We start from the raw sequence: 23,928 nt of genomic DNA, 5'->3' as shown, positions 1-23,928 counted from the left end.
TGCAGTCTCTGCATCTTTTTTGATATCGAGGGTCAACCTCACGAAGCGGAGCTAGGAATGAGTGCGCAGCCAATTTTGGTGACTGGGGCGACCGGCAATATCGGTCGAGTGGTCGTTGAGCAGTTGCTTGAAGCCGGCCATACCGTGCGCGCGGCTGGGCGGAGCATCGAATCGGTTCGGAGGGTGTTCGGTGAGTCAGTGGAGGCTGTCGCCTTGGACTTCACGCGTCCTGACACCTGGGATGACGCGTTTGACGGCATCCAGCAGATGTTCTTGATGCGGCCACCCCAGCTGGGAAAGCCGAAGAAAGAGATGATTCCCGCGCTAGAACACGCAAAGCTACTTGGCGTCGGACAGATCGTCTTGTTGTCGTTGCAGGGAGCTGAGAAGAATCGGGTGGTGCCCCACGCGGCCCTCGAGGCTTGGCTGCGCACCTCTGGCATCGGATGGGCCTTCGTGCGGGCATCCTTCTTCCATCAAAACCTTTCGACGACGCACGTCTCCGATATTCGGGATCGAGACGAGATTATGGTGCCAGCCGGCAACGGCGCCACAGCATTTGTGGACGCCGTTGACGTTGGGGCGGTTGCGGCCGCTGCGCTGCTCTCTCCGTCGCTCTTTCATAATCGAGCACTCACCGTCACCGGTGACGAAGCCCTCAGCTATCGTGAAATTGCCGAGATTCTCACCCGTGAGCTCGGGCGCCCGATTCGGTACGCGAGGCCCGGAATCTTCCGGTATATGCTCCACGCCCGAAGGCATCTGAATATGCCATGGGGAATGGTTATCGTGACGGCGGCAATTTATACAACCGCTCGCCTCGGCATGGCAGCAGGACTCACCGGTACCGTGAGTGACGTACTCGGGAGAGACCCGATTCGCTTTGCGGAGTTTGCTCATCGGGAGCGCGCAGTTTGGAGCCCTGAAAACCCAACCGCTGACGAGAACTTGGACTGAGGGCTTCCCCGGCTCAGTGCAGAGATTGGCAGGTTGCTCATTCGCGATTGGGTGCTGATGGGCGTGCTGAGTCCTCACTTCATGTCCAGCTGCAATCCTTGGAATCTGCAGACGACTTCCATTCACTGCCGTTACCTCAGTAAGGTCATTTCAACTACAACGTTGTTCTGAGGGGGCCGCGATGCCGTTGGGAATCGGAGCGGAGCGCATCCCGCATCCCGAATCGAGTAGCAGGTCCACCGGCCGGGCTCAGGCCGTGCTTGGGCTCAAGATTCTTGGCGCGCTCTTGGTGATTGGGGCGCCGATCTATGGTGTGTCCTGGTTTGTTCCCGGGCTGTTGAGCGTTGCGTTTTTTGGGGTGCTTGCGGCGGGGTTTGGGTGGATAAGCGGCGGGCCTCGTTTGGGGGCTGCCGTGGTCTTTGCGCTGTCCCTGACGGGAACCGTCTCGATCCTGTTGCGGGAGCATGTATGGGCGCTTGCCCTCATCCTGGTCGTGCTGGGAGTCGCGTACGGCTATGCCTCAAGTCGAGGCGTTGGAAAAGCCGTACTGCAGCTGCCGATTTTGACGCCGTATTTCATGATGTCGCCGCCCGTGCTCTTTGCGAATCCGCCCGTCTTTGACATTCGCTACTTCATTGGGCTGATTCTTGTGATGAATGTCACGGGGCTGTGGGCCGTTCTGGTCTTGCATCTCGCGACCGGAACGCGAAGGATGCGGGTTGTGACGGTGTCGAACCCCAATGTTCCGCTGTTGTTTGGTGCCCTTCTTGGCGTCCTCTCTGCGGGTGTCATGCTGGTCGGAACGGCGACCGACCTCACGACCCATTGGGTTTGGGTGACGCTGACGCTCTATGTCATTGCCGACCCGACGGAACTCATTCCGCCAAAACGGATGCTTGGCCGGCTTGTTGGCACATTTGCCGGGTTTGCCGTTGTGGCGATACTCGCGCTGGCGGCGGTTCCGGATGCTGTCCTTGGCCTCCTTGCCTTGCCGGCTGTGTGGTGCTGCATGTTCTTTATGGTCATCAAGAAGCCGTATTGGCAGTACAGCTTTTTTCTGACGCTGTCGGTGGTGCTGATGAACTCGGGCGGGGTGAGTACGCTGCTGCTTGATGCCGAACGCTTTGGCTTTACCGTTGCGGGTGCCGGTCTTGCGATGCTTGCCGCGATGCTTGTCAACGTGCTGATCTACCGCCGCTTCAGCATCACCCCGCACCGTGCCAAATTTGCCGAGGAGTCAGGATGAGGTGGGACTGAGATGCCTCTCCTGACTTTTTCAGCGCGCCTCAATCGACGATTGATATTTAACTAGCTAGGCTAGCTATCTAAATATGGTTCGGCATCCAGCGCGAACCAACACAGGCCATCGGGGCCGGGATTGACCGTGTTCACAACGCCGAAGATCGGGAGAAACTGAATGAGTACCAATGAACTTGCACCCTTCGACGCGCTTGTTCTCATGTCCTTCGGCGGGCCAGAGAAGGAAGCCGATGTGCTTCCCTTCCTGAAAAACGTCACGGCAGGGCGGGGGATTCCTGACGAACGGCTCGTTGAAGTCGGCGAGCATTACTACGGTTTTGGAGGCCGCTCGCCAATCAACGAGCAAAACCGTGAACTCCTCTCGGCGCTTCGCTCCGAGCTGGAGCGTCGAGGAGTGACCACTCCAATTCTGTGGGGCAATCGCAACTGGGATCCCTTCCTGTCGGATGTGGTCAGGGAGTTCGCGGCGACGAAGCCGGGTACACGCTTCCTCGCGATCGATACCTCCGCCTACTCAAGCTATTCCTCGTGCCGGCAGTATCGAGAGGACTTCGCGCAGACGGTTGCAACGCTCGGCGCCGAGGGCGTTGAAATCGCCTTCGATAAGATCCGCCAGTACTACAACCACCCCGGATTTGCGAAGGCCCAGCTCGGCTGCGTGCGCCGAGGTCTTTCCGAACTCAGCGAGTTGACCGGCGGTCTTGAGCCGTCAACGCAGCGGGTCTTGTTTGTAACCCATTCGATCCCCGATGTGATGCAGGACGCTTCTGCCGTGATGACCGCTGGTTACAAGGGGCAGCATGAGCAACTGATTGATTGGATCGCGGGAGAGCTTGGTGCAGAGCTGCCGCTTCAGCCTGAGCTCGTATATTGCTCGCGTTCGGGATCTCCGCACGTTCCGTGGCTTGAGCCTGACATCAATGACCGGCTCGAAGAGCTAGCTGCCGAGGGGATTACCGGCGTGCTCGTGGTGCCAATTGGATTTGTGTCAGATCATATGGAAGTCAAATATGACCTCGACACCGAGGCCGCCGAAACCGCACGCGTTCTTCAGCTGGCCTACGTCAGGGCCGACAGCGTCGGCGTGAACGAGCATTTTGTATCTGGTCTCGTCGACGAGGCGTTTGAGCGCGCGGCTCAGCTTCGTGGAGAGTCTCCGGATGCACCGGCCGTCACTCCAGAGGGGCCGCTCGTTCCCGGCAGCGGTGCTTGCTCGGTCAGCTGCTGCGCCGGAGTGCGTGAGCGCGCGATCTGCCCGGTTTGGCCAGCTCCGGGAGAATAGGCGACCGACGCGGCGGGGACTCAACTGAGCACGCGCAGATCAGCCGTGTCGGCGTTCGTTCGCGCGAGCACGAACCGTCGCGCGCAGCGTCCTCGCGAGTGAGCCGGTGTCGTGACTTATTCCTGCGCCGAGGACCATCCCGATTGCGATTGCGAGGATCGCGCCGAGCGTGTTGATAATCATTGAACCAGCCCCTGCCATGCCTGAGGCGGCCTCGCTCAGGCCGATGAACCCCATTGATCCAGGCACGAGGACCCAATATGAGCAGGTCAGCATGACGGAGGAGGGCGGCGACGAAGCGACGCGCGAGAGCAGAGTGACAGCGAGAACCGCGACGATTGCGCCGACCATTCCCGAGAGTTCGCTGCCAACAAGGAGGCTGCCAAGCACCTGGCCGGCGTGGGCGATCACAAGGGCAACAGTGATCCAGGGAAGTGAGCGTTTGGGAGCGATCGAAAAGAGCGAGTACCCGAACGCGACTAACACAACGCCGAGCCACGGAGCCCATGGCCCGAGACGGTCGGCTGCGGACGCCGTGTGGGTTTCGACCCCAAACGTGGCGAGACCAAGGTAGACCCCAAAGGCGAGCAAGGCCAGGCGAGCGAAGCCATACACAAGCCGACTCGAACCAGCGATGATCTGACCGTGGGTAAGCTCGACGGCCGCGACGGTCAGCGTCAGCCCTGGCAGCAGCGACACGAGCGAAGGGGCCACGAGCCTGAGCGTGTCATCCTGGGTCAGGGTTGACGGCCCGAGCCCAACGATGGCGACTGAAACAAAGGCAGCCACAACGGGGAGGACCAGTGAGAGCGTGCGGATTCTGGCCCCGAGTAGAACGATGAGGCCCACCGCGAGGCCCGTGATGAAATACACGGGAAGGGCTTCGGGCGTTGGGTTCAGTACGAGCCCGAAGCCAACCGTGAGCAGGACGTGACCTGCGAGGGTGGCTATAAAGCGAAAGCGTGGCGGGGTAGCCATGATGCGTTCAGTCTCGGCAAGCACCTCGCTCGGCGTTACTGGTTCGACAGAGATTCTCTTGATGAGGCTTTCGAGCTGGCCCGTCTGGTCGAGCCGAAGCAGTGCAAGGTCCTTCACCGGAAAGACCGCCATGCGTGCTGGCACGGTTGTCGGATCCTCGATGAGTACCATCGTTGGCAGCGCGACCACCTTCAGCTGGGGCCGGCCATAGACGTATGCAAGGGAACGCAGGGTGCTGTCGATCTCGTTGACCGCGTTGGTGCCTGCGGTGAGCAGGAGCGCTCCAATCGCTCCAAGCATCCCCGTGACAGAGACATCGTCCTCAGCAGGATTGCTCCGAAGTGGCGCAGACACCTAACTGTCGACCTTTGCCTCGGCAGTTGCAAGTTTGAGCACCCCAGAAAAGGCGATAATCCCGGCAATAAGGAGGACAACGATTGACCACGCGGGTGCGCCGGCGGCCTCGTGCAAAATCGTAATGCCAAGCAGGACAGCGACAGAGGGGTCAACAATCGTGAGCCCGGCAATGACGATGTCCGGTGAGTTACAGGTGTGCGAGTACTGCACATAAACGATTGAGAGCGCAGAAGCGATTGAGATCGCAACGATGCACAGGAGCGTCAGCCAGCTTCCTGAGTCAGCCCCGCCAACCCCGCCCTTGAACATTGCCTCGACCCTGAGGATGACTGTCTTTCCAAGCGTCGCGATGAAGCCGGAATAGATGCCGCCAAGGATCACGAAGGTAAACGGAGGCAGTTTTTTCGTTTTGCCGATCAGAAAGACAACCAACGACAGGATGAGAACGGCGGCCAAGATGCCAAGAATCCAGACGAGCTGTTGGTTGCCAATGGCCTTTTGCTTACTGACGGACGCAGCAACAATCACATACAGCGCAACTCCGCCGAGCACAATGAATATGGCGTTTCGAACATCCGGCGCAATCCGTTTGCCCGACGCCCGCGTTGTCAGTATGACGGTAAAGACGAGTGCCGCCACCCCGAGCGGTTGGACCAGGATGAGTGGAGCTAGGGCGAGACTCCCCATCTGCAGCAGCATCGCAAGGCCGATCAGCGCTGTCCCTCCCAACCAACTGCGCGTGTGGATGAGCCCGAGCAGCGGGGTCGTGCTGCTCGGTTTCTCGGTGGCACGTTTGATACCGCGACTTTGCCCAAGATTGCCAAGGGCCAATATGAACGCAGACAAGAGAGCGAGCAACACCCCGAGGACAGGCAAGGAGCCAACAAGCATTGATACCTCATCACATGGTTATGTGGATGGCTTGGTGGGTGCCGTTGGATCGGGCGCCCACCAAGCCTGTGGTCTATTTCTTCGAGCCAACCAGATGTTGCACAGCCTTTTTGATCTCAGTGAACTCGTCTTGCATGCTTGCGACCCGCTCAAGGGCATTCACCCCAAAGGCCAACGCCTCCGCCGCTTCATCGCTTACTGCCGTGAAATTGTGGCTGACGTTCCCGGCAAGACCCCCCTCAAGGGCGAGCCGACTCACGAGGTCAAGTTTGAGGACCTTGGAGCCCTCAGCAAAGCTCATATCGTTGAGATCAACCCACACAATTCCAGGACGAGTGGTCGACTCAAACACGTATCGCTTATTCGTGAGGTCAAGCACGACTTGCCAGATGGTTTGGGATGCGTCGGGCTTTCCCTCCTCTGGGGTACGGAATGGCTGCGCCGCGTTACGGATGATACTGAACATCGCCGCGATCGCATCAACCTGGGTCTTCGGCTGGACCTGGTGCGCCACATAGTAGGACGCCCTGGCAAACCGGTCGCTTGCTAGCGTGGAACCAGGAAGGGGCTTTGTGCCGCCGAGACCGTCAATCTCCTTGACGAGTTCCAACTGCTTATCGTAGGTCGGAGAATTGGTCATGACCTGGTAGTCGCGGCTGTGGTACACCTTTGGCTTCCCATCGGTGTACTCAATGATCGCCGAGTCGCCGCTCGCGTCGTTTATCGCAAGGTGCAGCGTTGGAACAATGTGCCCAGTTGGATCAAACAGCTGGGCAATCTGAACCTGGGTTTCGTTGGTCCAAGCCACGGCCTCCGCAACCGTCGCAAAATTATCGAGGTAGTACTGCAGCCACACTGCCTGGCTGAGCTGCGTTGCCGAATCCGCTGGCTTGCCGTAATCAGACTCGGCGAGCCAGAGGATGTGGCCAGCGAAGCCCTCCTCGTTGATACCGTCACACGCGATCATGTCGAACGCCGTGGCGACAATGCTCCCGTACCTCGCCGTCCAGGTGAGGGTTCCGTTCACGCCGTCAGCGCGTTTGCAGCCTCGTGGATACTTCCAAAGGTTCGTCAACAGGTCCATATGGAAATCCATGTTCCGTCCAACGATGACTGATCCGTTGGCATCTGGCCATACAACTCGTGTGCACATGGTGAAGGCTTCCTTTCGTAGTGAAACGTTGTGTGATGTGGATGAGGCTGGTTCGTACGGTGAAGCGCTCGCGGACGAGCGGGCAACCTGCCGCGCTAGGCGGTGAGTGGCCGTCGTTTGGGAAGGGCGATCGCTGAGGCGGTGAAGAAGCAGAGAGCGCCAATGAAGGTGCCCCAATTGGCGAGGGAAAGATCGTCGGCGGTTCCATTGGGAAGTACAAACGCGCCTATTGCTGAGAAGCCAAACGCCAGGCAGCCGATCATGTTGATATGGGCTCCCCACCACCCTGGGTTTGTTGGGTCCCACATGGTGCCCTCCGATCGAACGAACGCGACGTACACAAAGGCGGCGCTGATCAGGAAGGCCATCGAGCCACCAGCGTCCGGTGTCCACACGAGTCGATCCTCGGTTCTGACCGTCTTGGCCGTTAACGCCGCGCTGGTACTCACATTGAAGAGGAGTGTTCCCATTGTCTGCGTTGCGGCCGCGAGCCACTCAGCGCGGAACATGGTGCCCGACCCGTAGCTCACGCGAGTTGTTGGGCTTCCGCTCAACGCGAGTTGCATCAGCCCGGCAGCGGTGAAAAACCAGGCCCCGAAGAAGCAGAAGATGTTGGTCAGGTTTGAGTTGTGTGGGTCGAGCATCCCGATTGCCGTGCCGACGGCAAACATGGCAGACCCAATCATGAACGACCAGCTCTGCTTCGTGAGGTTTGGGGTGAGTGCCGATAGCGGACGTGCCCGTGGCGCTCCCGAGGATGGGGTTCTTCTGTTGGTGTTCATGCACATCTCTCAGCTGTGGTGGACTGGCAACCTGATCCAGAGGCGGAACCCGGCTGCCGAGGACGGAGACCCGCTCCAAACCTTCGGCAGCCGGATGCCAAACGCCCGGCTAATGGCTAAAAGCCTGGCGTTTCTTTTCCCGGGGGATGGGGGCACTGAGGTTCTCTAGGAAGGTGACCTCTTCCTTGATCGCGTCGAGCAAGAGACTCGCGAGGTCTTGGCTGAGCCCTAGGCGCACGACGATACGCTGCACAATCATGCCGCTCAAATCGTCAGGCATTGGATACGCGGGAACGAGCCAGCCGCGCATACGGAGCCGGTCGGCGAGGTCGTAGAGGTCCCAGTTCCGTTTTTCCGTTGTCATCCTCCACGCAAAAACGGGGATGGTGTCACCCTTGCTGACCAGTTCGAACGGAGCCATTGCCCCGATCTCGGAGGAAAGGTACGTGGCAACGTCGATCGATCCCTGCTGAACCAGGCGGTATCCCTCGCGACCAAGGCGTAGGAACTGGTAGTACTGCAGCAAGACCTGAGAACCAGGTCGAGAGAAGTTGAGGGCGAGCGTTGGCATATCTCCGCCGAGGTAGCTCACATGGAAAATCAGGCTCTCTGGGCATACCGCCGTGTTTCGCCACACGACCCAGCCGACCCCCGGATACACCAGGCCATATTTGTGACCGGACGTGCTGATGGAGTTCACTCGCTCAACCTTAAAGTCCCACTCAAGCTCCGGCTGGCAGAAGGGCGCAACCATTGCCCCCGACGCGCCATCAACGTGGATCTTGACGTCGAGACCGGTCGAAGCCTGAATCTCGTCAAGCTTCGCGGCGATTTCTTTGACCGGCTCATAGAGGCCCGTGTAGGTCTGGCCGAGGATAGCAACAACGCCAATGGTGTTCTCATCAACATACTTCTCAAGCTCGTAGCCGTCGAGCACAAGGTGCTCTTCGGTGACAGGGATGTAGCGCGCCTCAACATCCCAGTAGTTGCAGAACTTCTCCCACACGACCTGGACACCGGCGGAGAGAATGAGGTTCGGCGTTTCCGTGCTCTTGCCCTCCGCACGGCGGCGTTCTTGCCACAGGCGCTTGAGCGCGAGACCTCCGAGCATGCAGGCCTCCGAGGAGCCAATGGTTGACGTTCCAATCGTGTCTGTGGGGTCTGGCACATTCCAGAGGTCGGCGATCATTCGCCAGCAGCGATCCTCAATCGTCGCCGTTGCAGGATACTCGTCCTTATCTATCATGTTTTTATCGGCGCTCTCGGCGTAAATCTTCTGCGCGTGGTCGTCCATCCACGTCGACACAAAGGTTGCCAAGTTGAGGCGCGAATTTCCGTCGAGCATCGCCTCGTCGTGCACTATTTGGTAGGCAGTTTCTCCCGACATCATGTCGTCGGGAATCGAGAACTTGGGAAGACTTGTTGCCTCTCCCCGCCGGGCAAAGACGGGCGAGATCTGGAGCTCGGCGTCATTCGGCTTCTCAACGGCGTTTCGGTACATTTCAGACATGCTGTCTCATTTCTCTTGAGTTGGTGACGTGTTTCGAGATGTCGACGTTCAGGGTTAGGGAGCTGCGGCGAACAGGTTGGCTGTTACACCTCCACCGGCGGATACAGGCGGTCCATGTTGTATTGACGGTTTCGCCGTGCCGCCAGGGTGGAGACGGCTAGGAAGATGACCGTGAGGCCAGCGATGACGGCGATGGCGATCCAGAGCCGGTAATCGATGCCGCCCATGATGAGCTGCCGTAGGCCGGTCACCGTGTAGGTCATCGGGTCGTAGGGATGGATCCATTGAAACAGCGGGCTGGTCGTTTGAACCGGATAAATACCGCCGGCCGATGTCAACATGACCATGAGAAACGCGAGGGTAATCACTCGTCCGACGGCGGCCCCGAAGAGCGCGTTGAACATCTGGATCATTGCCATGAACATTGCAACCATGAGCCACATAAAGAGCAGCGTTGGTATCGGATATTCCGGCACCAGCCCAAGACCGAAGTAGATGACGAGAAACAGGATCGTGCCCTGCGTGATGCCGACGGCCAGCGTCGGTACGAAGGATGCAAAAACGGTTCTGAGCGAGCCGAGCCCCTGTGCGAGCGGGCGGGCCTGGAGCGGGGTGAAAAGCATCCACGCAATGATGCTTCCAACAAAGAGGGCGAGCCCGAGGAAGAAGGGGGCAAAGCCGTAGGCGAAGGTCTTCGCCTCGTGCTCCGTTTTCTCGACCAGTTTGACCGGCTGAGCAAGGGTCTTGATGAAGCTTTCTTGCTGATCATTATCCCAGTGCGGCAGCAGCTTCATGCCCTGCGTGACGCCGTCTTCAAGCTGCGCGGTGCCAGACGCAAGCTTTGGCGTTCCAGCAGCGAGGGTGTTTGCGCCGTCACTCAGCTCTACCAAACCGGAACTGAGCGCGTTCGCACCGCTGCGGAGCTGATCCGCTGCCTGGTTGGCAAGTGCGAGGTCCTGCACAACCTTTCCGTCTTCAACGGCCCGCATTACAACGTTGATCTGGCTTGACGGATCCCCGAGCTGGGCCGCGAGCAAATTTGAGTCGTCGCGCACGGTTGTGAGGACACCGTTTGCCTGCTTGAGCGCCGGTGAATTTGCGATGTCGTCCCGAACCTTCTGGATGTCATCAGCGGCTTTTCCCTGGTCGTTTTGCCGAAGATCCGCGATGACCGCGTCAAGCAGTGCAGCGTTTGCCGTTTGGGCATTCGCGATATCGGTTGAGAGCGCAGCGACCTCGTCAACGTTGGTCTGGATTCGCTGGGCCGTATCCCGAATTTCCGCGCCCGTGATGCCAGAACCCGCGATGAAACGATCGGCGTCACCGATGACCGAGTCGAGGCGAGTGGTGATCTCATCAACTCCTCCGGCGAGGGTAGCGGCGCCATCCTTTGCCGTGACGAGGTTTGTCGCGAGCAATTGGGCACCTTCGTCTGCCTGTTGCATGCCGGTGTTAAGTTCTTCAACTCCGGCTGCTGCGGCCTTCAACTTGGGAATGGTCGAATCGACGCCAACAATCACGGCCTGGAAAACCTGCTCGCCAACCTGCGCACTCACCTGGTTGATGACCTCTTCAGCGGCATCCTGACCGATGACGGTTGACAGGTAGTTATTGGTCTCGTCGTAGGTGAAGATGAGCTCTGCCGAGTGTGGGTTTCCCGTCGCTGCTGACACCACGGCGTCCGAGAAATCGGCTGGGATAGTGATTGTGAAGTCATACTTGCCGTGAGAGAGGCCCGTTTTTGCTTCTTCTTCGGATACCTCAAACAGATTGAGCTGCTTCGAATCGATGAGTCCGGTGACAACCTGCTTTCCCGCAGCCACATCGTTGCCGAGCATTTGCGCGCCCGTGTCGAGGTTGACGATCGCCACTGGCACCTTGTCTACGTGGCCAAATGGATTCCAAAAGGCCCAGAGGTAGAGCGCACCGTACATGAGCGGCATGAGCAGGATGACCACAAACGCGAGCCGCGGCATCCGACCTCGGTAATAGCGTTTAAAGTCACTGCCTGGCGAAAAAGCGGCAATCATTTGTCCGTCCCCCCTGTGCTTGGTTGAGCATCAACGAACTCGTGATTGGTGAGGTTCGGTACGTCGAGATAGGCCCGCACGTCGAGATCTGTTCGCTTGCCGTTGACGTCTGCCGTAATGATGGTTTGCTCGTTGCCAAGCTCAACAAGCCGCTCGAGGAGCATCACCGATCCGTGGTTGCTCGTAAGGTTGTCGATACCTCCGACAACGAGGATCTCAGGGCGCCTCGCGTTTGCGGCCGCGATGCGAAACAGCGCCGCGGTCAGTTCTGGTAGCTCTTCAACCATCGATTCGAGATGGGGGAGTTCAAGATCGCCGAAGACCGGTCTGCAGAGCGCTTCGAGGTCGGCGTCGGTTGCCGGCGGAACCCATTTAAACCATTTGTCGCCCCATCTGAGCTGTTCGGTGACGATGTCTCTGACCCGAATGGCCTGTGGGATGGCGTCAACCTCGCTGATGAAGCCGACATTTGCGCGTGTGAACAGGTCGTGCGGAGCGTTCGTTTGACCAAAGGACGTAATTGACCCGGTTGACGGCTTCATTCGCCCTGCGAGTGTCAAGAGCAGCGCCGTTCGGCCGCGGCCGCCCTGCCCAACTAGGACGGTAACGCCTCCGCGTTGAATCTCGAGCGATACCGGCCCATAGATATGTCCCCACGACGCTTCGACGTTGACGTTCTCCAGGCTCAGTATGGCAACGTCTCGTGTGACGCTCTCCGGTGCGATTGTTGATTCATCGGCGCTGTGTTCATCGGCGCTGTGTTCATGGTCGCTGTGTTGATTGTTGTGGTGTTGCGTGTCGCCGTGCTTGCTCATCTGGTGTCGCTCCCTACTCTCAACTGCTGATGTTGACTCTTGGGGGGTGCTTCGGTCGGATGCCGTGGTTCCCGACGGCGTTGTCCTCGCGAGGTGTTGGTGCCGAGCACACGCGATGTGGTCAGGTGCGGAGGCGACGGATCTGATTGGCGCTATTGACGGCGGCGACCGGCAGAGCGAAGCCCGTGGTCACAACGGAGGGCAAGGTACTGGCTTGTGAGGGGGAATGGTCACACCGTGGGCTGGTCAAGAACGGTTGTGGTTGGCAATGCATGTTCACCCTTTGCACGTAGCGTTGAGTGGCCATATTTCGTCGTTGAAACGCGGCCAGCGAGCATCCTGCAATCATCATGACCTACCGGAATTATAAATACCAGAGTTGATAGTTGAAGCGTTTCAGGATATATGCGCGCGAGTATGTTTTTGGTCGCGTTCCCAGTCGTGCCGGTAAATCTTGGTCCGCAGGGACGCGAGTGATCCATGCGTTAGCAGTGGGCCGTCTGTGAAGTCGCTTAGCATATCGAGCTGCGTCGAGGTATCCCTAGATTCCAACTCCGATGCCGTCGTAGGATCGTGATGAATCCGAGGCCTGACCAGATTCCGATGAGTATCCGGCTCATCGGCTCGGTCACGATGCGAGTCCACCGAACTCAGCAAGACGCTGCTGAGATCACGCAACGAGGGAGCAATGATGCGAGGGTGATTTGAGCGTGCGGAGTGCGCTTCGCCGTGAATACGAAAAAGCCCGCTGAGCAAAAAATGCTCAACGGGCCAGTTCTCACGAGAATGCTCGTGTGCTTAGTTCCTCAACGCGCGACGACGCGCAGCAACACGGAGCGCGCCGCCGAGCAGCAGGGTCGCCACGAGCAGCCCGATGCCCCAGGCGTTCGACGTGCCAGTGAGCGCGAGTGCCGTCGCCGGCGCGGCTGTTGCGGTGTTGGCCGCGCTCGGCGCCGGAGTCACCGTGCCCTCTGCTGGCGTCTGGGCCGGGGGAGTCGTTGGCGCCGATGGAGCGGGAATCTCGGTCGAGGGATCGTGTGGCTTGACAACGTCTTCCAGCGTCGCCTCGTTGGTCACGGTCAATGCCAGGACGCCGTTAGCCGCAACGGTAGTCGTGGCTGACGAGTATGAAACACCCGTCCATTCGAGCCCATCAATCTCCACCGGTGTTTCTTCGATAATGGAGACCACGGCATCCGCGGGAAGAAGCTCGGAGGTCGCGAGGGAGCCGTCGGCCAGGATCGTGAGATCGCCGCCACCGCTTGGGTAATGAGCCGTTGCGGGGTAGCTGTATTTCACGGTAAAGGCGGTCGAGCCCGGCACCAAATCTGCCGCGTTGCCAGAGACGATCTTCTGGACCGAGATCTGTCCAAACGCCTGGTCAATCTGGTTTGTGACGGTCACCTTGGTATCAACGCCAACTGTAACCTGCGCGGTTGAGAACAGAGGTGTTCCCCACACCGCGCCGGAGACTGCCGCTGGTGTCTGCTCTGTCAGTGTAACGATCGCGCCAACGGGAATTTGCTTGGACTCAACTGGCTTTCCGTCCGCCGCGATAACAATGGAACCGGTGCCAGCCGGATAGTCAACTCCGGCGGGGTAGCTGTAGTCGATGGTGAACTCGGTTGCTGGATCGATCCAGTCTGACGCGTCTCCGGCCAGCACCTTTTCGACGGTAAACGTATCCAACGCAATGACGGGAGTAGCAAAGCCTCCGTCGCGGGCAGTGGTCGTGCGCGACGTGATAGTGAACGTCGCCTGGCCGTTGTCGAAGTCGGAGTCGAACTCGTCGTCACCAATATTGGGCGTCACCTGTGCCAGGCCTGCTGGCGGATTCTCGATGGTTGCGGTGTAGTCTCCCTCGCGAAGGGTCACGCGCACCCGTCCCTGATCATCGCTTGTCACGGTTGTGTCAACCGCAACTCCGGCCTTCGTCGTGCCGGTGATCCTGACGGTGATGCCGGGAAGCAGCACATCGGTGCCCGCATCGTAGACGTTGTTTCCGTCGAGGTCTTGGAACATGAGCGTCTCAAACGCGCCGGGTGGCAGCTGGCTTGACGTGCCTGAGCCAGAGGACCCCGGCGGGGTCACTCGACCGTTGAGTTCGGATACTGCGCCGTTCTGCGTGAGGTCGGCGTAGGCAAAGACCGCGCCGTCAGTGAGCCAGCTGTCATCGGTTGGGATGCGTGTGGTGAGTATACGAAGGACCTGGCCAGTGCTTGCGTCCGCGCTGGTCCAAGACGATGCTGGCATGTGAAGCGTGAAGGATCCGCCGTCACAGGCGAGGGTGTACTTGCTCGGGTCGAGCAGCCACTCTTCGGTTGGCAGCGAGTTGCGAACGGAGCCGATGTCAACGAGCCCAATTCCTGTTGCAACCGTTGGGTCCTGGTTCGTGAGCGCATCGCAATCGAAGATGTAGCCGGCACCCGCGTAGACGGTTACGTCAACGTCACTTGTGCCATCAAATGAGGGTAACGATCGGAACTCGACCCCTCCCGTTGGCGTTGTTGCGTTTCCCGTCCACGACATCGACAGAGCGGAAGCGCTCCAGGCCGCGGATGGGATGCGCGTCTTCAGCGTTCCGAGCACCGCTCCGGTTCCGGTCAGAACATCGCCGACGAGGTCGCCCTCTTGGCGCGCTGGGCTAGCGACTTCCTGCGCCATAAACGAGTACTGGCCCTGAATACCAACTCGACTCGTGACGAAGTTTGTGAGCGTAAAGGTTACTTTGACCTGGCCGTTAACCACCGAGATCTTTGGGGTGGCAATGACGTTACCGTCGTCATCCGTGAGCGGGGCAAGACTCGAGCCGCCGCGCGCCTGCCAGAACTCGGGGAGTATGAGCGAAAACGATTCACCTGGCTGCGCGTCGTCAGGGATGGCAACGTCAAAGCCAAACATGACGTACTGGCCGGCAGAGCCGGCAACCGCTCCCGGGTTCCAGGTCTGGATGCCGATCGAGTTTGATGCCGGCAGAAATCCGTCTGCCGTGAGCGGGCGCGAACCCTCGGTAATCGTGACATTGCTGAATGTAATGCCTGGATTTTCTGCGGCCTGCGCTGCGGGGGCAGCGGCCATTGGGAGCAGCGGAAGAATCACAGCTGCGGCGAGGGCAGCAGCCCCGGCTCTGAGTGCTGCGGCGAAGCCGGCCCTGCGCGGTGGCGCTTCGCCGGTTGTTGGAGTGGTGTTCATGTGGTGAATGGTTTCTTTCGTCAGAATGAAGTGCGTCGATTGGTGGCAGAGCCGCGCACCGGTTGGCGGAGACAGAAAGGTAGCCCCTGACCCTCCGTTGGTGGCAACATCCCCTAATCGAGCTGCCGAACGTGTGTTAAAGACACTCTTGTGGTCGGCGTCTTACGGCGATAAGCCTGTGCGTTTCCTGACGAGAAACTGAAGATAACCATGGTGCAAGCGCAGCACATCGTGGCGGCGGGTTGCTGCACAACCCTCGCGGCCCGGGCAGGTGATGCCCGATCATGCACAGGAGGCTCGGCCTTCCCGCGCTACCCCTTAGCGCGTTGCTCGGCGGAACAGCCCAAGTCTTGACGTGGTGCGGCGGGGCGCCTCGGCCTCCGCCATCGCCAGCATTTGCAACATGAGCTCGCCAAACGACTGTCTGTAATACTTGGTGAGGGCCTCGCGCGGGGTCACGGTGCCTCTCGGGATTCGCTCCTTCGTGGCGGCCATCACATCAACCCATTCAAAGGGTTCGTCTGGGTCGGCGCCTGCCTCGATGAGGACCCGGAAAACGGCGGAAAGCCTGTCGAGCTGTGCCTGGTCGCACGGCCCGGTTGCCCAATAGTTAACGGTCCGAAACGCGCTGACCAACAGCGGGTTTCCCGTGTCCGGATGCGCTCTGGTGACGACGGCGCCTGCGTCAATCATCGTGCGGAGGAAGGCCAGGTTCGAAGCGGCCCGCTCTTCGTTGGCAGCTGGCCCAACGACGGTGGCAACACACGCATCGATTGCGTCGATGATGACGGGCATCCGCCCCTCGACCCCCTCGGCCTCGATAAAATTGACGTCTGCGCCGCGGTCAAGCAGGAGCTGGGCAATGGCGAGATGCCTCGTCTTGATGGCAACGCCAAGCGGTTGTTGGCCGGTGTCCTTTTTGGGTGGGGGAGAAGCAATCGCCCCCACCAACTCCGGCTTCCGGTCAAGAAGTGATTCGACCTTGTCGAAGTCGCCAGCGCGGATAGCGAGAAACAGCGTTTTCATGATGACCAGCTCACCCTATTCATAGCCGTAGTCGATGCGGGGGAAATCAGTGCCGTCGAGCGCGTCCCGAAACGCGCTATCCCACGCAAGCCACTGACTAATCGGGAGGCGACCGCTCACCAACAGGCCGGACGGTTCGACGGAAACATCAAGCCATCCGGTCGGGGAGTCAACCTCACCAAACCAGCAGGGATAACCCTGGTCGTGCGTCACCGAACCAGGCAGGGCCTGATAGATGGAACCCAGTTGCTCCCACTGAGCCTCGGTCAGCGAATAATGCACCCCATACTTGCGCACGACCGCGACGAAGTTGAGACCGTCATCCGCTGGCCAGTCGTGCGGCACAACTTCGCCGCTGTCCTCATATTGCACGCGTCCGGTCGTTGGGAGCGGGGGATGCTCTGGCGCAGGCGCCTGCTGCGACGCCGGCCGTGCCGGTGACTTGCCTCGCCAGAACTTGCGCATATCGCTTTCCCTTGTGTCGCTCGTATTCAGTGTACGCGCGGAGCGGCATCCATCGGTCACCGCTTGGCTGTGCCGCCCAACCGACGGGAGAAGCTTGTTATGGTCGATGAGGACAGAGCATGGGCCAGCGGCTAGAGCACTGCTGTGCTGTCGGCCTGTCCCGTGAGCATTGAACATAACGCCCGAGGTACGGAGCTCACCTCTCGCGGGGAGCTCAGCTGCCCGATGGGGTCTTGCCTCGTCATTTGAGAAGTCAATTTCGAGTGGCTGCGCACAAAATTATTACGCCGAGGCCACCCCTGAGGGCCTGCCAGCGCACCTCAGATGAATCGGTTGGGATGCTACCAGCCGGATGCTTTCTCCTCGATCCTTGGTATTTGGTCGGGTCTGAAATTGTTCTCAGCTCAGCTTGACCGACCCAATAACGGCGGTCAGGCCGAAACAGGAGTCTCCATGTTCCGTAAGGAGAAGCGCCATTTTTTCTCTATAACTACTGACAGCTGACCGAATGAGACCATAACCACAATGAAAGTAACTCTCCCGTGAAACGACAACCTTCCGAATTTAGGCGTCAGGCTCAGGCCAAAACTGCAGCAGTATTGACCGCGGTAATCCTGGGTGTGACGGTTGCTGGTACGTCGAGTGCCGCAATTGCAGACGATGCTGAGGTGCCAGTGACACCCGCTGCTCCGGCTATCGAGGACGGGGTTATTCCAGGGGAATCGGAAACACCGCCAACCGACTTTGACTCAGAGGATGTTGCTCTGCCAAACACGGTTGACAGAAGTGAAACATCAACTCCTAGCTCTCTACCAGCCACTTTGGGCGATGCCGACGAACCAACCCAGACGTCAGCCCTCGACGCCTCACAGGGAATGAGCGCTGATGCAGAGTTGACCGCGGTCGTGCCTTGTGAGGGGCAAGCGTTGCTCGTGTTTGAAACCGACGCAAGCCTCAACATCATCGACCCCGCAACTGGCTCTATCCTGAATACAGTTGGCACCGGCTACGAACTCAACGCCGTCGGGTACAACGTGCAGGACGGATACCTCTATGGAGTGACGAGACTCAATGACGCCGCTGTGAAGGGTGGAATCTATCGAGTCTCGCTTGACGGAACGGCCGAGCAGATGACGGTCCTAGGTCAGGATATGGTCCCTCGCCAGCCCTCGAACAAGGACAAGGGATCGTTCCCCGCCGACAGCGATATCATTGCCGGTGACGTTGATGAAAACGGCATCTACTGGGCCAAAACGAGGTCTGGTGTCCTCTTCGGGTTGCGCATCAACGCTGACGGTTCTCTCACTGAAGTGTCAATGTCTCAGGTAAGCGTTCAGAGCGATGATATTGCAGACTTCTCGGCACTTCCTGGCAGCAACTCGCTATGGACACTTGCCAAGATTGGGAATGCTCCCCGAACGCTTGGGGCAATCGATAAATTTACAGGTGTCTACACGAATTACGGCGTGGGAACAGGGTTTGACCAGATTACTGGAGTCATCGGTTCCTACTTCGACTCCGCAGGCAACATGTACGCTTTCACCGACTCTGGAGTAATTTGGGCCATTAACCGTGGCGCTGCGATCAGCGCGAGCGGGACCGCCACGGGGGTCCCCTTAGTCGCTCGGAAAATTACAGATGTGCAGACGATGGCAAGAGGGGATGCCGCGCAGTGCGGGCTCATCAAGTCGAGTTCGCTCAATATCGATAAATCGGTTGACCAGGCGACAGCGCCGGCCGGAGGCAGCGTGAACTACACCATCACCGTAACAAATACCGGAGAAACCCCTCATTCCGGGGTTACCGTGACTGATGTGCTTCCCACTAATCTGAGAGACGCGGTAGCGGAGGACGGGGGAGCGGTCTCCGGTGGTCAAGCCACGTGGACTATGGACTTGGCACCAGGCGAGTCCCGCGCAGTTCATGTCCATGGCACTCTTGCGGCAGACCTCCTGTCAGGTGATCGCGTTCTCAACTCAGCGTCTGTAGATGGGCCTGGGGTTGCAGTCGTAACGGTTGACCACGTCTGTGAGGCCGATAGCTCGTCCTCGTGTGCTCTCACGCAGGTGGTTGACGATCAGACCAGTCCAGCCGCGGATGACGTGGCGGGGAGCGGCTCGGCGGGGTTGCCGGTGAGCGAGTTGGCTCACACAGGGAGCGGCGACCGCGGATTACCGGTGGCAGCTTCGTTGTTGCTTCTCGGCGTACTCAGTTTTTCTGTTGCGCGACGCCGACAGGACATCGCGTAACTCGACACGGCCGTTGACATGCAGCCAACGAATAGGATCTTTCCGACTGCCCGGTACCGCCGACATTTTTGTTCGGCAGCTGAAGCGGAAATAAGCATGCTCAGCTGAGGTTGGGTTGGTATTGATTGAGAAATGAGACAGAACCGGAATCTTCGCGGTCGAGGCGAACGGTTTTGGTTTTTTAGAACGGTTTGCCGCAAAACCCGTCCTATACTCGCTGAGGAGCTTCCAACCTCTACCCCCCCCGTCTCATCACGCCGATGTTTTGCTTTCACCATTGCCGGTGCTGAGCTACCGGCAGAAGGTTCAATCTGACATGCGCGACGCATCATCCACTTCATTCAACGATCCCGTTTCTCCCGAAACCTCCGTTGGCCTTTCGCTTCGGCAGCCAAAAAAGCTGCGTTCGAGGCACGTCACCATGATCACCCTTGGCGGGATTATCGGTGCGAGCCTGTTTGTTGGCTCGGGTAACGTCATCCGCTCGGTTGGACCAGCCGCCATTCTGTCGTACCTCATCGGTGGGCTGCTCGTATTCCTCGCGATGCGGATGCTCGGCGAAATGGCGGCAGCGCGGCCATCCATCGGCTCGTTTATGGAGTACGCGCGAGTTGGGCTTGGCAACTGGGCGGCATACCTCGTCGGCTGGCTGTACTGGTACTTCTGGGTGGGTGTGCTGGCCTACGAAGCCGTGCTTGGGGGAGAGACCCTGCACAGCTGGTTCCCCGCGGTGCCGTCATGGGTGGGTTCGCTCGGATTGTTGGCAATCTTTGTGATCACCAACCTGATCTCGGTACGGACCTTCGGCGAGGTTGAGTTTTGGCTTGCGAGCGTCAAGGTGCTTGCAATCATTGTCTTCCTTGGTGCCGGCCTGCTCTTCGCCTTTGGTCTGTGGCCAAACTCGACCTACTCGATCCCCAACCTGTGGGAGCACGGCGGGTTTGCCCCCAACGGATTCGGCGCTGTTGTCACCGGTGTTGCCCTCGTGATTTTTTCCTACTTCGGAACCGAGATCGCCGTAATGGCTTCCGCGGAGTCGGAAGACCCAGACAAGGGAATCCGCCAGGCGACGAACACCATCATCTGGCGAATCCTGCTCTTCTTTGTTGGAGCGGTCACCATCATCGCCGTCATCGTGCCGTGGGATGAACTGCCAGAACCCAGAACCGTAGCGGAGGCCCCGTTCACGCACGTCTTTACGCTGTTCGGACTCCCCGGCGCTGCCATGATTATGCAGCTCATCATCTTCACCGCGGTGATTTCCGTGCTGAACTCGGGGCTGTATTCGGCGTCGCGTATGTTTGCTGCCCTTGCAGAGCAGGGATTCGCTCCAAAAATCGTTGCAAAGAAGGCGAAAAACGGTATTCCGGTTATGGCCCTCCTCGCCTCGACGGTTGGTGGCGTCGTGGCAACCATCGTGAACTTTGCGGCACCGGGATCAGGCGTGTTTGAGTTCATCATGAACTCTGCCGGCCTGGTCGCGCTGTTTGTGTACGTCTTTATCGCGCTCTCACAGATGCGCCTCCGGATGAAGATGACCCCTGAAGAAGTCTCCAAGCTCAAGCTCAAGATGTGGCTCCACCCGTGGTTGAACATCCTGCTGATCGCGGCGATCGCCGGAGTCTTTGTCATCATGATGTTTTCAGAAACCGGCCGCACCCAGGTATGGACAAGCCTGATCGCGACGGTTGTGCTGGTTGTCTGCTGGCCTCTGGTTCGTCGGGGGCTTGCAAAGCGGAAGGACACCGAAAACCTCCCCGAAATCTTGGAAGACGAGGCCGTTGGAACGGCGATTACCGAGCACTAGCGGGTGTGGAGGTAACGCGGCACTGGCAGACCGCCGCTGATCTGCAGGATCGATGGATGGTCGGTCGGCTGGGCGGATGCCTGGCCGGTCTGCGCATCCGCTCTGCCGCGGGTCTGTGCCCCCGCTGAGCCGTCGAGCGTTGGTGGTGTCACGGGCTGCCTCGGCGCTCCACACCTCGGCGCTCCACACCTCGGCGCTGGGGATACGGGAACTGGCTGCTCGCCCGTCATCGACGCAGCCGCCAACTGCAACCACCGGTACGCTGGGATCACAACATGTGACTCAGATTTGGAGCTTTTGCAGTGTCGTACATCCCCCCGACGCCACCTGGCCGGTATCCGATGCCCCCTGGTTGGTACACGATTCCAGGTGCGCCAGGTCAGCTGAGGTATTGGGATGGCCGCACCTGGCTCCCGCCGCACCTGGCTCCGTACATGGGGCAGCAAGGCGTTCCGCAGGGCGCCCCTCACCTGGCTTCACAGGGCGCTTCGCACGGGGCTCCGCAGGGAACTCCCGCCAACCATCCGCCGCAGTATCCCATGCCCCAGTCAACCGACGCACGCGGCCCTGTTCCGCAGTTTGCGCCGCATCCGGCCGGGCAATCGTATCCGGCCGGGCCTGCGTATCAGTACGGGCAACAGGGGCCGGGACCGGGATATCAGCATGGGCAGCAGGGGCCACGTCGAGGAAACGGCCGTGGTTGTCTTATTGTCTCTCTGGTGCTTCTTGGGGTGCTGATGCTTGGCATCGTGGCAGCCTGCGTTGGGGTTCAGGCCGTCATCGGACGCCTCGCTGACGAGACCAAAGACTACGCCGACGGGATTGCCGTTGCCGACGGTCACTACGTCTTCGAAGAGCGACCGAGCTTCCCCGCGATGCTTGAGCACGTTACCGAGATACAGGACCTCTACACCGACGCGCAGCTTGAGGGCACGATGGCGCAGCTCGCCCCCAACGGGGTGGCACGAGGCGAAGCCTACGTTGAGGAGTTCATCTGGACCATCAACACGCAATACATCTCGGTACAGTTTCTCCGCTCAAAATCGAGCACCGATGCCCAGGAGTTGGACGACCTGATCGCCGGAATCGTGGAGCGCGTTGATCTGCTCGAATCGGAATTTCTTGCGGGCAGCGATCTCTCCCCGCTGCCGGGCGTGACAAGGCCCGACGGCACGAGCACCGATGCTGGGACCTCCTTGGAACCGGAAACACAGACCTCGATGAAGGATGCCGAGCAGTTCGCTCGAGACTTTGTGCCGCAATTGGGCGCTGATGGTACATACCTGGCTGCCGCCGACGAACTCTACGCCGAGTTCGGGATGGTGATCGACTATGACTACGCAAAGGGCGGAGACTATTGCCTGCGAGGAGACACCACCTGGGTGCTCGCGTCGTTCTGCCCCGTCGTTCCAGACCGCGTGTTTGTGAATACTGCCCACGGCGCGTATCCGGCGATGTACGCCGATTTGGAATACATCAATATTCTCAAGCACGAGCTAGCCCACCGGCGGATTTTCGATATCTGCGGAACAACGCGGCCTCCGATCGCGGGGGGATCGGTCGAAGCGGTGACAAGTTCGTATGCCGACCTCATCCTTGGCTCGGATATCGACGAGTCAACCAAGCCGCCGGAATACGCACGGAGCACGGCGAGCGATGAGGCAGCTCTGGCCCTGAGCGAAGGTCGTTGCAGCTAAAACGTGCAACGAGTGCCCCCAAATCGACCCTCAATCGCTCTTCTGGGTCGATTTGAGGGCACTCGCACGCTGGCCATCCGAGGTAAGTCCGGCGGCGGGCGGCGCGGTGTGATGGGATGTGATGCCTGGCTCGGCGCCTAGTCCGCTGGTTCTGTGTGAACCAACCACTCGCGTGCCGCAGTGGTCAGCGCCGCGACCCCGATCTCAATCGTCGGCGAGATCACTGGAGCGAACAGCGGCGAATGATTCGATGGAAGTTCCGCCACCTTTTCGACGATGTCGGCCAACGAGGTGAGCCCGGCAAACTGCTGTGGGTCAGCCCCGCCGAGCAGCCAGTACACGCAAGGAGCTCCAGACTCAACCGCAAAGATGCCGACGTCTTCGCTGCCCGTGACCATGCCCGGATCGACGATGGTCAAGCCGCTCATCTTATTGGTGAAGGCCGCTCGCACTCGCGCAGAGGCGGCCTCATCGTTTACGACGGCCGGAAACGAATGCGTGGATTCGATCAGGGGCTCGCGATCGGCACCGGCGGTGGCTGCCTCGCCTCGAACGATTCGGCTGATTGCGTCGAGCACCCGAGTGCGGACGCCATCGTGAAACGTCCTGATGCTGAGATTGAGGACCGCGGAATCGGGAATGATGTTTGGGGCGTCACCGGCATGGAACGCGCCGACCGTCACGACGGCAGTGTCGGTGCCAGCGATTTCCCGAGACACGATGGTCTGGAGCCGAAGTACCACCGACGCGGCGAGCACAATCGGGTCTACCGTTGTTTCGGGGCGAGATCCGTGTCCGCCGCGGCCGAACAACGTGATTTTGAGGGCATCCGACGTGGCAAAAGCCGGACCGACTCTCAGCCCGAGGGCACCGGCCGGCAGGGGCGCAACGTGCTGTCCGATAACCACATCCGGGGTGCCAAATCGGTCAAAGAGGCCGTCGTCGATCATTGCCCGTGCGCCCGCCCCCTGCTCTTCGGCTGGCTGGAAGACGGCAAGGATGCGGCCGCTCCAATCGTCCTGCGCAGCGAGCGTTTGGAGCGCACCCAGTAACGCGGTGACGTGCATGTCGTGCCCACAGGCGTGCATGACGGGGACAACTTTGCCGTCACTATTTGTGCTCGTGGCCACGCTCGCGTAGGGGAGCCCCGTCTCTTCGCGCACGGGGAGTGCGTCCATGTCGGCGCGCATGAGCACCGTTGGGCCGCTGCCACGGTTCAGGATTCCAACAACGCCTGTGCGTCCGACGCCAGCGGTGACCTCGAATCCATACGCACGCAGTTCGGCCGCAACAATGGCCGCGGTCCGGGTCTCGGCAAAACTCAGCTCTGGGTGCTCGTGGAGGTCCCGGTATATCGCCGCGAATTGTTCGATGTCAATTGCCATGGGAGTCTCCTCTGACGTTCAGATTGGGTTACTCAATGCTAGTCCGGTCTGAGCGTTTGTCCGGCGACGCCGTGGGTGCCAATCCCGCCGAG

General features: G+C 59.6%; 18 protein-coding genes. 6 read left to right on the top strand and 12 right to left on the bottom strand.

The annotated features are described in order from the left end of the window. The first annotated feature begins 57 nt into the window (after positions 1 to 57). The 3 genes from FHX76_RS04175 (at position 58) to FHX76_RS04165 (ending at position 3,499) form a co-directional block, all read left to right on the top strand. On the top strand, positions 58 to 957 hold the full coding sequence (locus tag FHX76_RS04175; RefSeq protein ID WP_167148204.1) for an NmrA family NAD(P)-binding protein: 900 nt from the start codon (positions 58 to 60) through the stop codon (positions 955 to 957). 181 nt (positions 958 to 1,138) lie between these two features. Further along, entirely contained in the window at positions 1,139 to 2,203 is a 1,065-nt protein-coding gene (locus FHX76_RS04170; protein WP_167148202.1) for an FUSC family protein, read from the top strand. 171 nt (positions 2,204 to 2,374) lie between these two features. Continuing rightward, positions 2,375 to 3,499 carry a ferrochelatase gene (locus tag FHX76_RS04165; RefSeq protein WP_167148200.1) on the top strand — a complete coding sequence of 375 codons (1,125 nt, stop codon included), beginning with the start codon at positions 2,375 to 2,377 and terminating at the stop codon, positions 3,497 to 3,499. Positions 3,500 to 3,538: 39 nt separating this feature from the next. On the opposite strand, the gene FHX76_RS04160 is transcribed toward FHX76_RS04165, so the two are convergent. The 10 genes from FHX76_RS04160 to FHX76_RS04115 all read right to left on the bottom strand — a co-directional run bounded on the left by FHX76_RS04160 (position 3,539) and on the right by FHX76_RS04115 (position 16,698). After that, a complete protein-coding gene (locus FHX76_RS04160; protein ID WP_167148198.1) occupies positions 3,539 to 4,831 on the bottom strand; it encodes a threonine/serine exporter family protein in 1,293 nt (430 codons plus the stop codon). Then, positions 4,832 to 5,725: a DMT family transporter gene (locus tag FHX76_RS04155; RefSeq protein WP_279587600.1), complete on the bottom strand. Its 894-nt coding sequence runs from the start codon at positions 5,723 to 5,725 to the stop codon at positions 4,832 to 4,834. A 73-nt stretch (positions 5,726 to 5,798) separates the two neighbouring features. Beyond that, positions 5,799 to 6,878, bottom strand: coding sequence for a linear amide C-N hydrolase (locus tag FHX76_RS04150; RefSeq protein ID WP_167148194.1), 1,080 nt, complete (start codon positions 6,876 to 6,878; stop codon positions 5,799 to 5,801). A gap of 95 nt (positions 6,879 to 6,973) precedes the next feature. Continuing rightward, positions 6,974 to 7,660 carry a hypothetical protein gene (locus FHX76_RS04145; protein WP_167148192.1) on the bottom strand — a complete coding sequence of 229 codons (687 nt, stop codon included), beginning with the start codon at positions 7,658 to 7,660 and terminating at the stop codon, positions 6,974 to 6,976. Between the two features lie 109 nt (positions 7,661 to 7,769). Then, positions 7,770 to 9,170, bottom strand: a complete 1,401-nt coding sequence (gene gad, locus FHX76_RS04140; protein WP_167148190.1) for a glutamate decarboxylase — start codon at positions 9,168 to 9,170, stop codon at positions 7,770 to 7,772. Between the two features lie 83 nt (positions 9,171 to 9,253). Continuing rightward, entirely contained in the window at positions 9,254 to 11,200 is a 1,947-nt protein-coding gene (locus FHX76_RS04135) for a YhgE/Pip domain-containing protein (RefSeq protein ID WP_167148188.1), read from the bottom strand. Then, complete coding sequence (locus FHX76_RS04130) at positions 11,197 to 12,015, bottom strand: ATP-binding cassette domain-containing protein (RefSeq protein ID WP_167148186.1); 819 nt, start codon at positions 12,013 to 12,015, stop codon at positions 11,197 to 11,199. Before FHX76_RS04130 ends, FHX76_RS04135 begins: the two co-directional genes overlap by 4 nt. Before the next feature lie 798 nt (positions 12,016 to 12,813). Further along, positions 12,814 to 15,207, bottom strand: a complete 2,394-nt coding sequence (locus tag FHX76_RS04125) for a DUF5979 domain-containing protein (RefSeq protein WP_167148184.1) — start codon at positions 15,205 to 15,207, stop codon at positions 12,814 to 12,816. A gap of 318 nt (positions 15,208 to 15,525) precedes the next feature. Then, entirely contained in the window at positions 15,526 to 16,233 is a 708-nt protein-coding gene (locus FHX76_RS04120; protein WP_167148182.1) for an ankyrin repeat domain-containing protein, read from the bottom strand. A 15-nt stretch (positions 16,234 to 16,248) separates the two neighbouring features. Continuing rightward, entirely contained in the window at positions 16,249 to 16,698 is a 450-nt protein-coding gene (locus FHX76_RS04115; RefSeq protein WP_167148180.1) for a hypothetical protein, read from the bottom strand. A 599-nt stretch (positions 16,699 to 17,297) separates the two neighbouring features. Here FHX76_RS04115 and FHX76_RS04110 point away from each other — a divergent pair. After that, positions 17,298 to 18,947 carry a DUF11 domain-containing protein gene (locus FHX76_RS04110; protein ID WP_208402432.1) on the top strand — a complete coding sequence of 550 codons (1,650 nt, stop codon included), beginning with the start codon at positions 17,298 to 17,300 and terminating at the stop codon, positions 18,945 to 18,947. A 316-nt stretch (positions 18,948 to 19,263) separates the two neighbouring features. Beyond that, positions 19,264 to 20,754 carry an amino acid permease gene (locus FHX76_RS04105; protein WP_167148178.1) on the top strand — a complete coding sequence of 497 codons (1,491 nt, stop codon included), beginning with the start codon at positions 19,264 to 19,266 and terminating at the stop codon, positions 20,752 to 20,754. On the opposite strand, the gene FHX76_RS04100 is transcribed toward FHX76_RS04105, so the two are convergent. Beyond that, positions 20,751 to 20,906, bottom strand: a complete 156-nt coding sequence (locus FHX76_RS04100) for a hypothetical protein (RefSeq protein ID WP_167148176.1) — start codon at positions 20,904 to 20,906, stop codon at positions 20,751 to 20,753. The two genes, FHX76_RS04105 and FHX76_RS04100, sit on opposite strands and share 4 nt — an antisense overlap. A gap of 150 nt (positions 20,907 to 21,056) precedes the next feature. On the opposite strand from FHX76_RS04100, the gene FHX76_RS04095 reads away from it, so the two are divergent. Further along, positions 21,057 to 22,451, top strand: coding sequence for a DUF2510 domain-containing protein (locus FHX76_RS04095; protein WP_167148174.1), 1,395 nt, complete (start codon positions 21,057 to 21,059; stop codon positions 22,449 to 22,451). Between the two features lie 137 nt (positions 22,452 to 22,588). On the opposite strand, the gene FHX76_RS04090 is transcribed toward FHX76_RS04095, so the two are convergent. Continuing rightward, entirely contained in the window at positions 22,589 to 23,836 is a 1,248-nt protein-coding gene (locus FHX76_RS04090; protein ID WP_167148172.1) for an amidohydrolase, read from the bottom strand. Positions 23,837 to 23,928: the final 92 nt, after the last annotated feature.

The organism is Lysinibacter cavernae, from assembly GCF_011758565.1.
GTDB classification, from domain to species: domain Bacteria; phylum Actinomycetota; class Actinomycetes; order Actinomycetales; family Microbacteriaceae; genus Lysinibacter; species Lysinibacter cavernae.
This window is presented reverse-complemented; position numbering and strand designations above follow the sequence as displayed.

Coding starts and splice junctions, on each gene's coding strand:
- FHX76_RS04120 (WP_167148182.1), bottom strand. CDS start 16,233: ATGAAAACGCTGTTTCTCGCTATCCGCGCTGGCGACTTCGACAAGGTC.
- FHX76_RS04155 (WP_279587600.1), bottom strand. CDS start 5,725: ATGCTTGTTGGCTCCTTGCCTGTCCTCGGGGTGTTGCTCGCTCTCTTG.
- FHX76_RS04115 (WP_167148180.1), bottom strand. CDS start 16,698: ATGCGCAAGTTCTGGCGAGGCAAGTCACCGGCACGGCCGGCGTCGCAG.
- FHX76_RS04175 (WP_167148204.1), top strand. CDS start 58: ATGAGTGCGCAGCCAATTTTGGTGACTGGGGCGACCGGCAATATCGGT.
- FHX76_RS04145 (WP_167148192.1), bottom strand. CDS start 7,660: ATGAACACCAACAGAAGAACCCCATCCTCGGGAGCGCCACGGGCACGT.
- FHX76_RS04165 (WP_167148200.1), top strand. CDS start 2,375: ATGAGTACCAATGAACTTGCACCCTTCGACGCGCTTGTTCTCATGTCC.
- FHX76_RS04135 (WP_167148188.1), bottom strand. CDS start 11,200: ATGATTGCCGCTTTTTCGCCAGGCAGTGACTTTAAACGCTATTACCGA.
- FHX76_RS04090 (WP_167148172.1), bottom strand. CDS start 23,836: ATGGCAATTGACATCGAACAATTCGCGGCGATATACCGGGACCTCCAC.
- FHX76_RS04125 (WP_167148184.1), bottom strand. CDS start 15,207: ATGAACACCACTCCAACAACCGGCGAAGCGCCACCGCGCAGGGCCGGC.
- FHX76_RS04150 (WP_167148194.1), bottom strand. CDS start 6,878: ATGTGCACACGAGTTGTATGGCCAGATGCCAACGGATCAGTCATCGTT.
- gad (WP_167148190.1), bottom strand. CDS start 9,170: ATGTCTGAAATGTACCGAAACGCCGTTGAGAAGCCGAATGACGCCGAG.
- FHX76_RS04130 (WP_167148186.1), bottom strand. CDS start 12,015: ATGAGCAAGCACGGCGACACGCAACACCACAACAATCAACACAGCGAC.
- FHX76_RS04170 (WP_167148202.1), top strand. CDS start 1,139: ATGCCGTTGGGAATCGGAGCGGAGCGCATCCCGCATCCCGAATCGAGT.
- FHX76_RS04105 (WP_167148178.1), top strand. CDS start 19,264: ATGCGCGACGCATCATCCACTTCATTCAACGATCCCGTTTCTCCCGAA.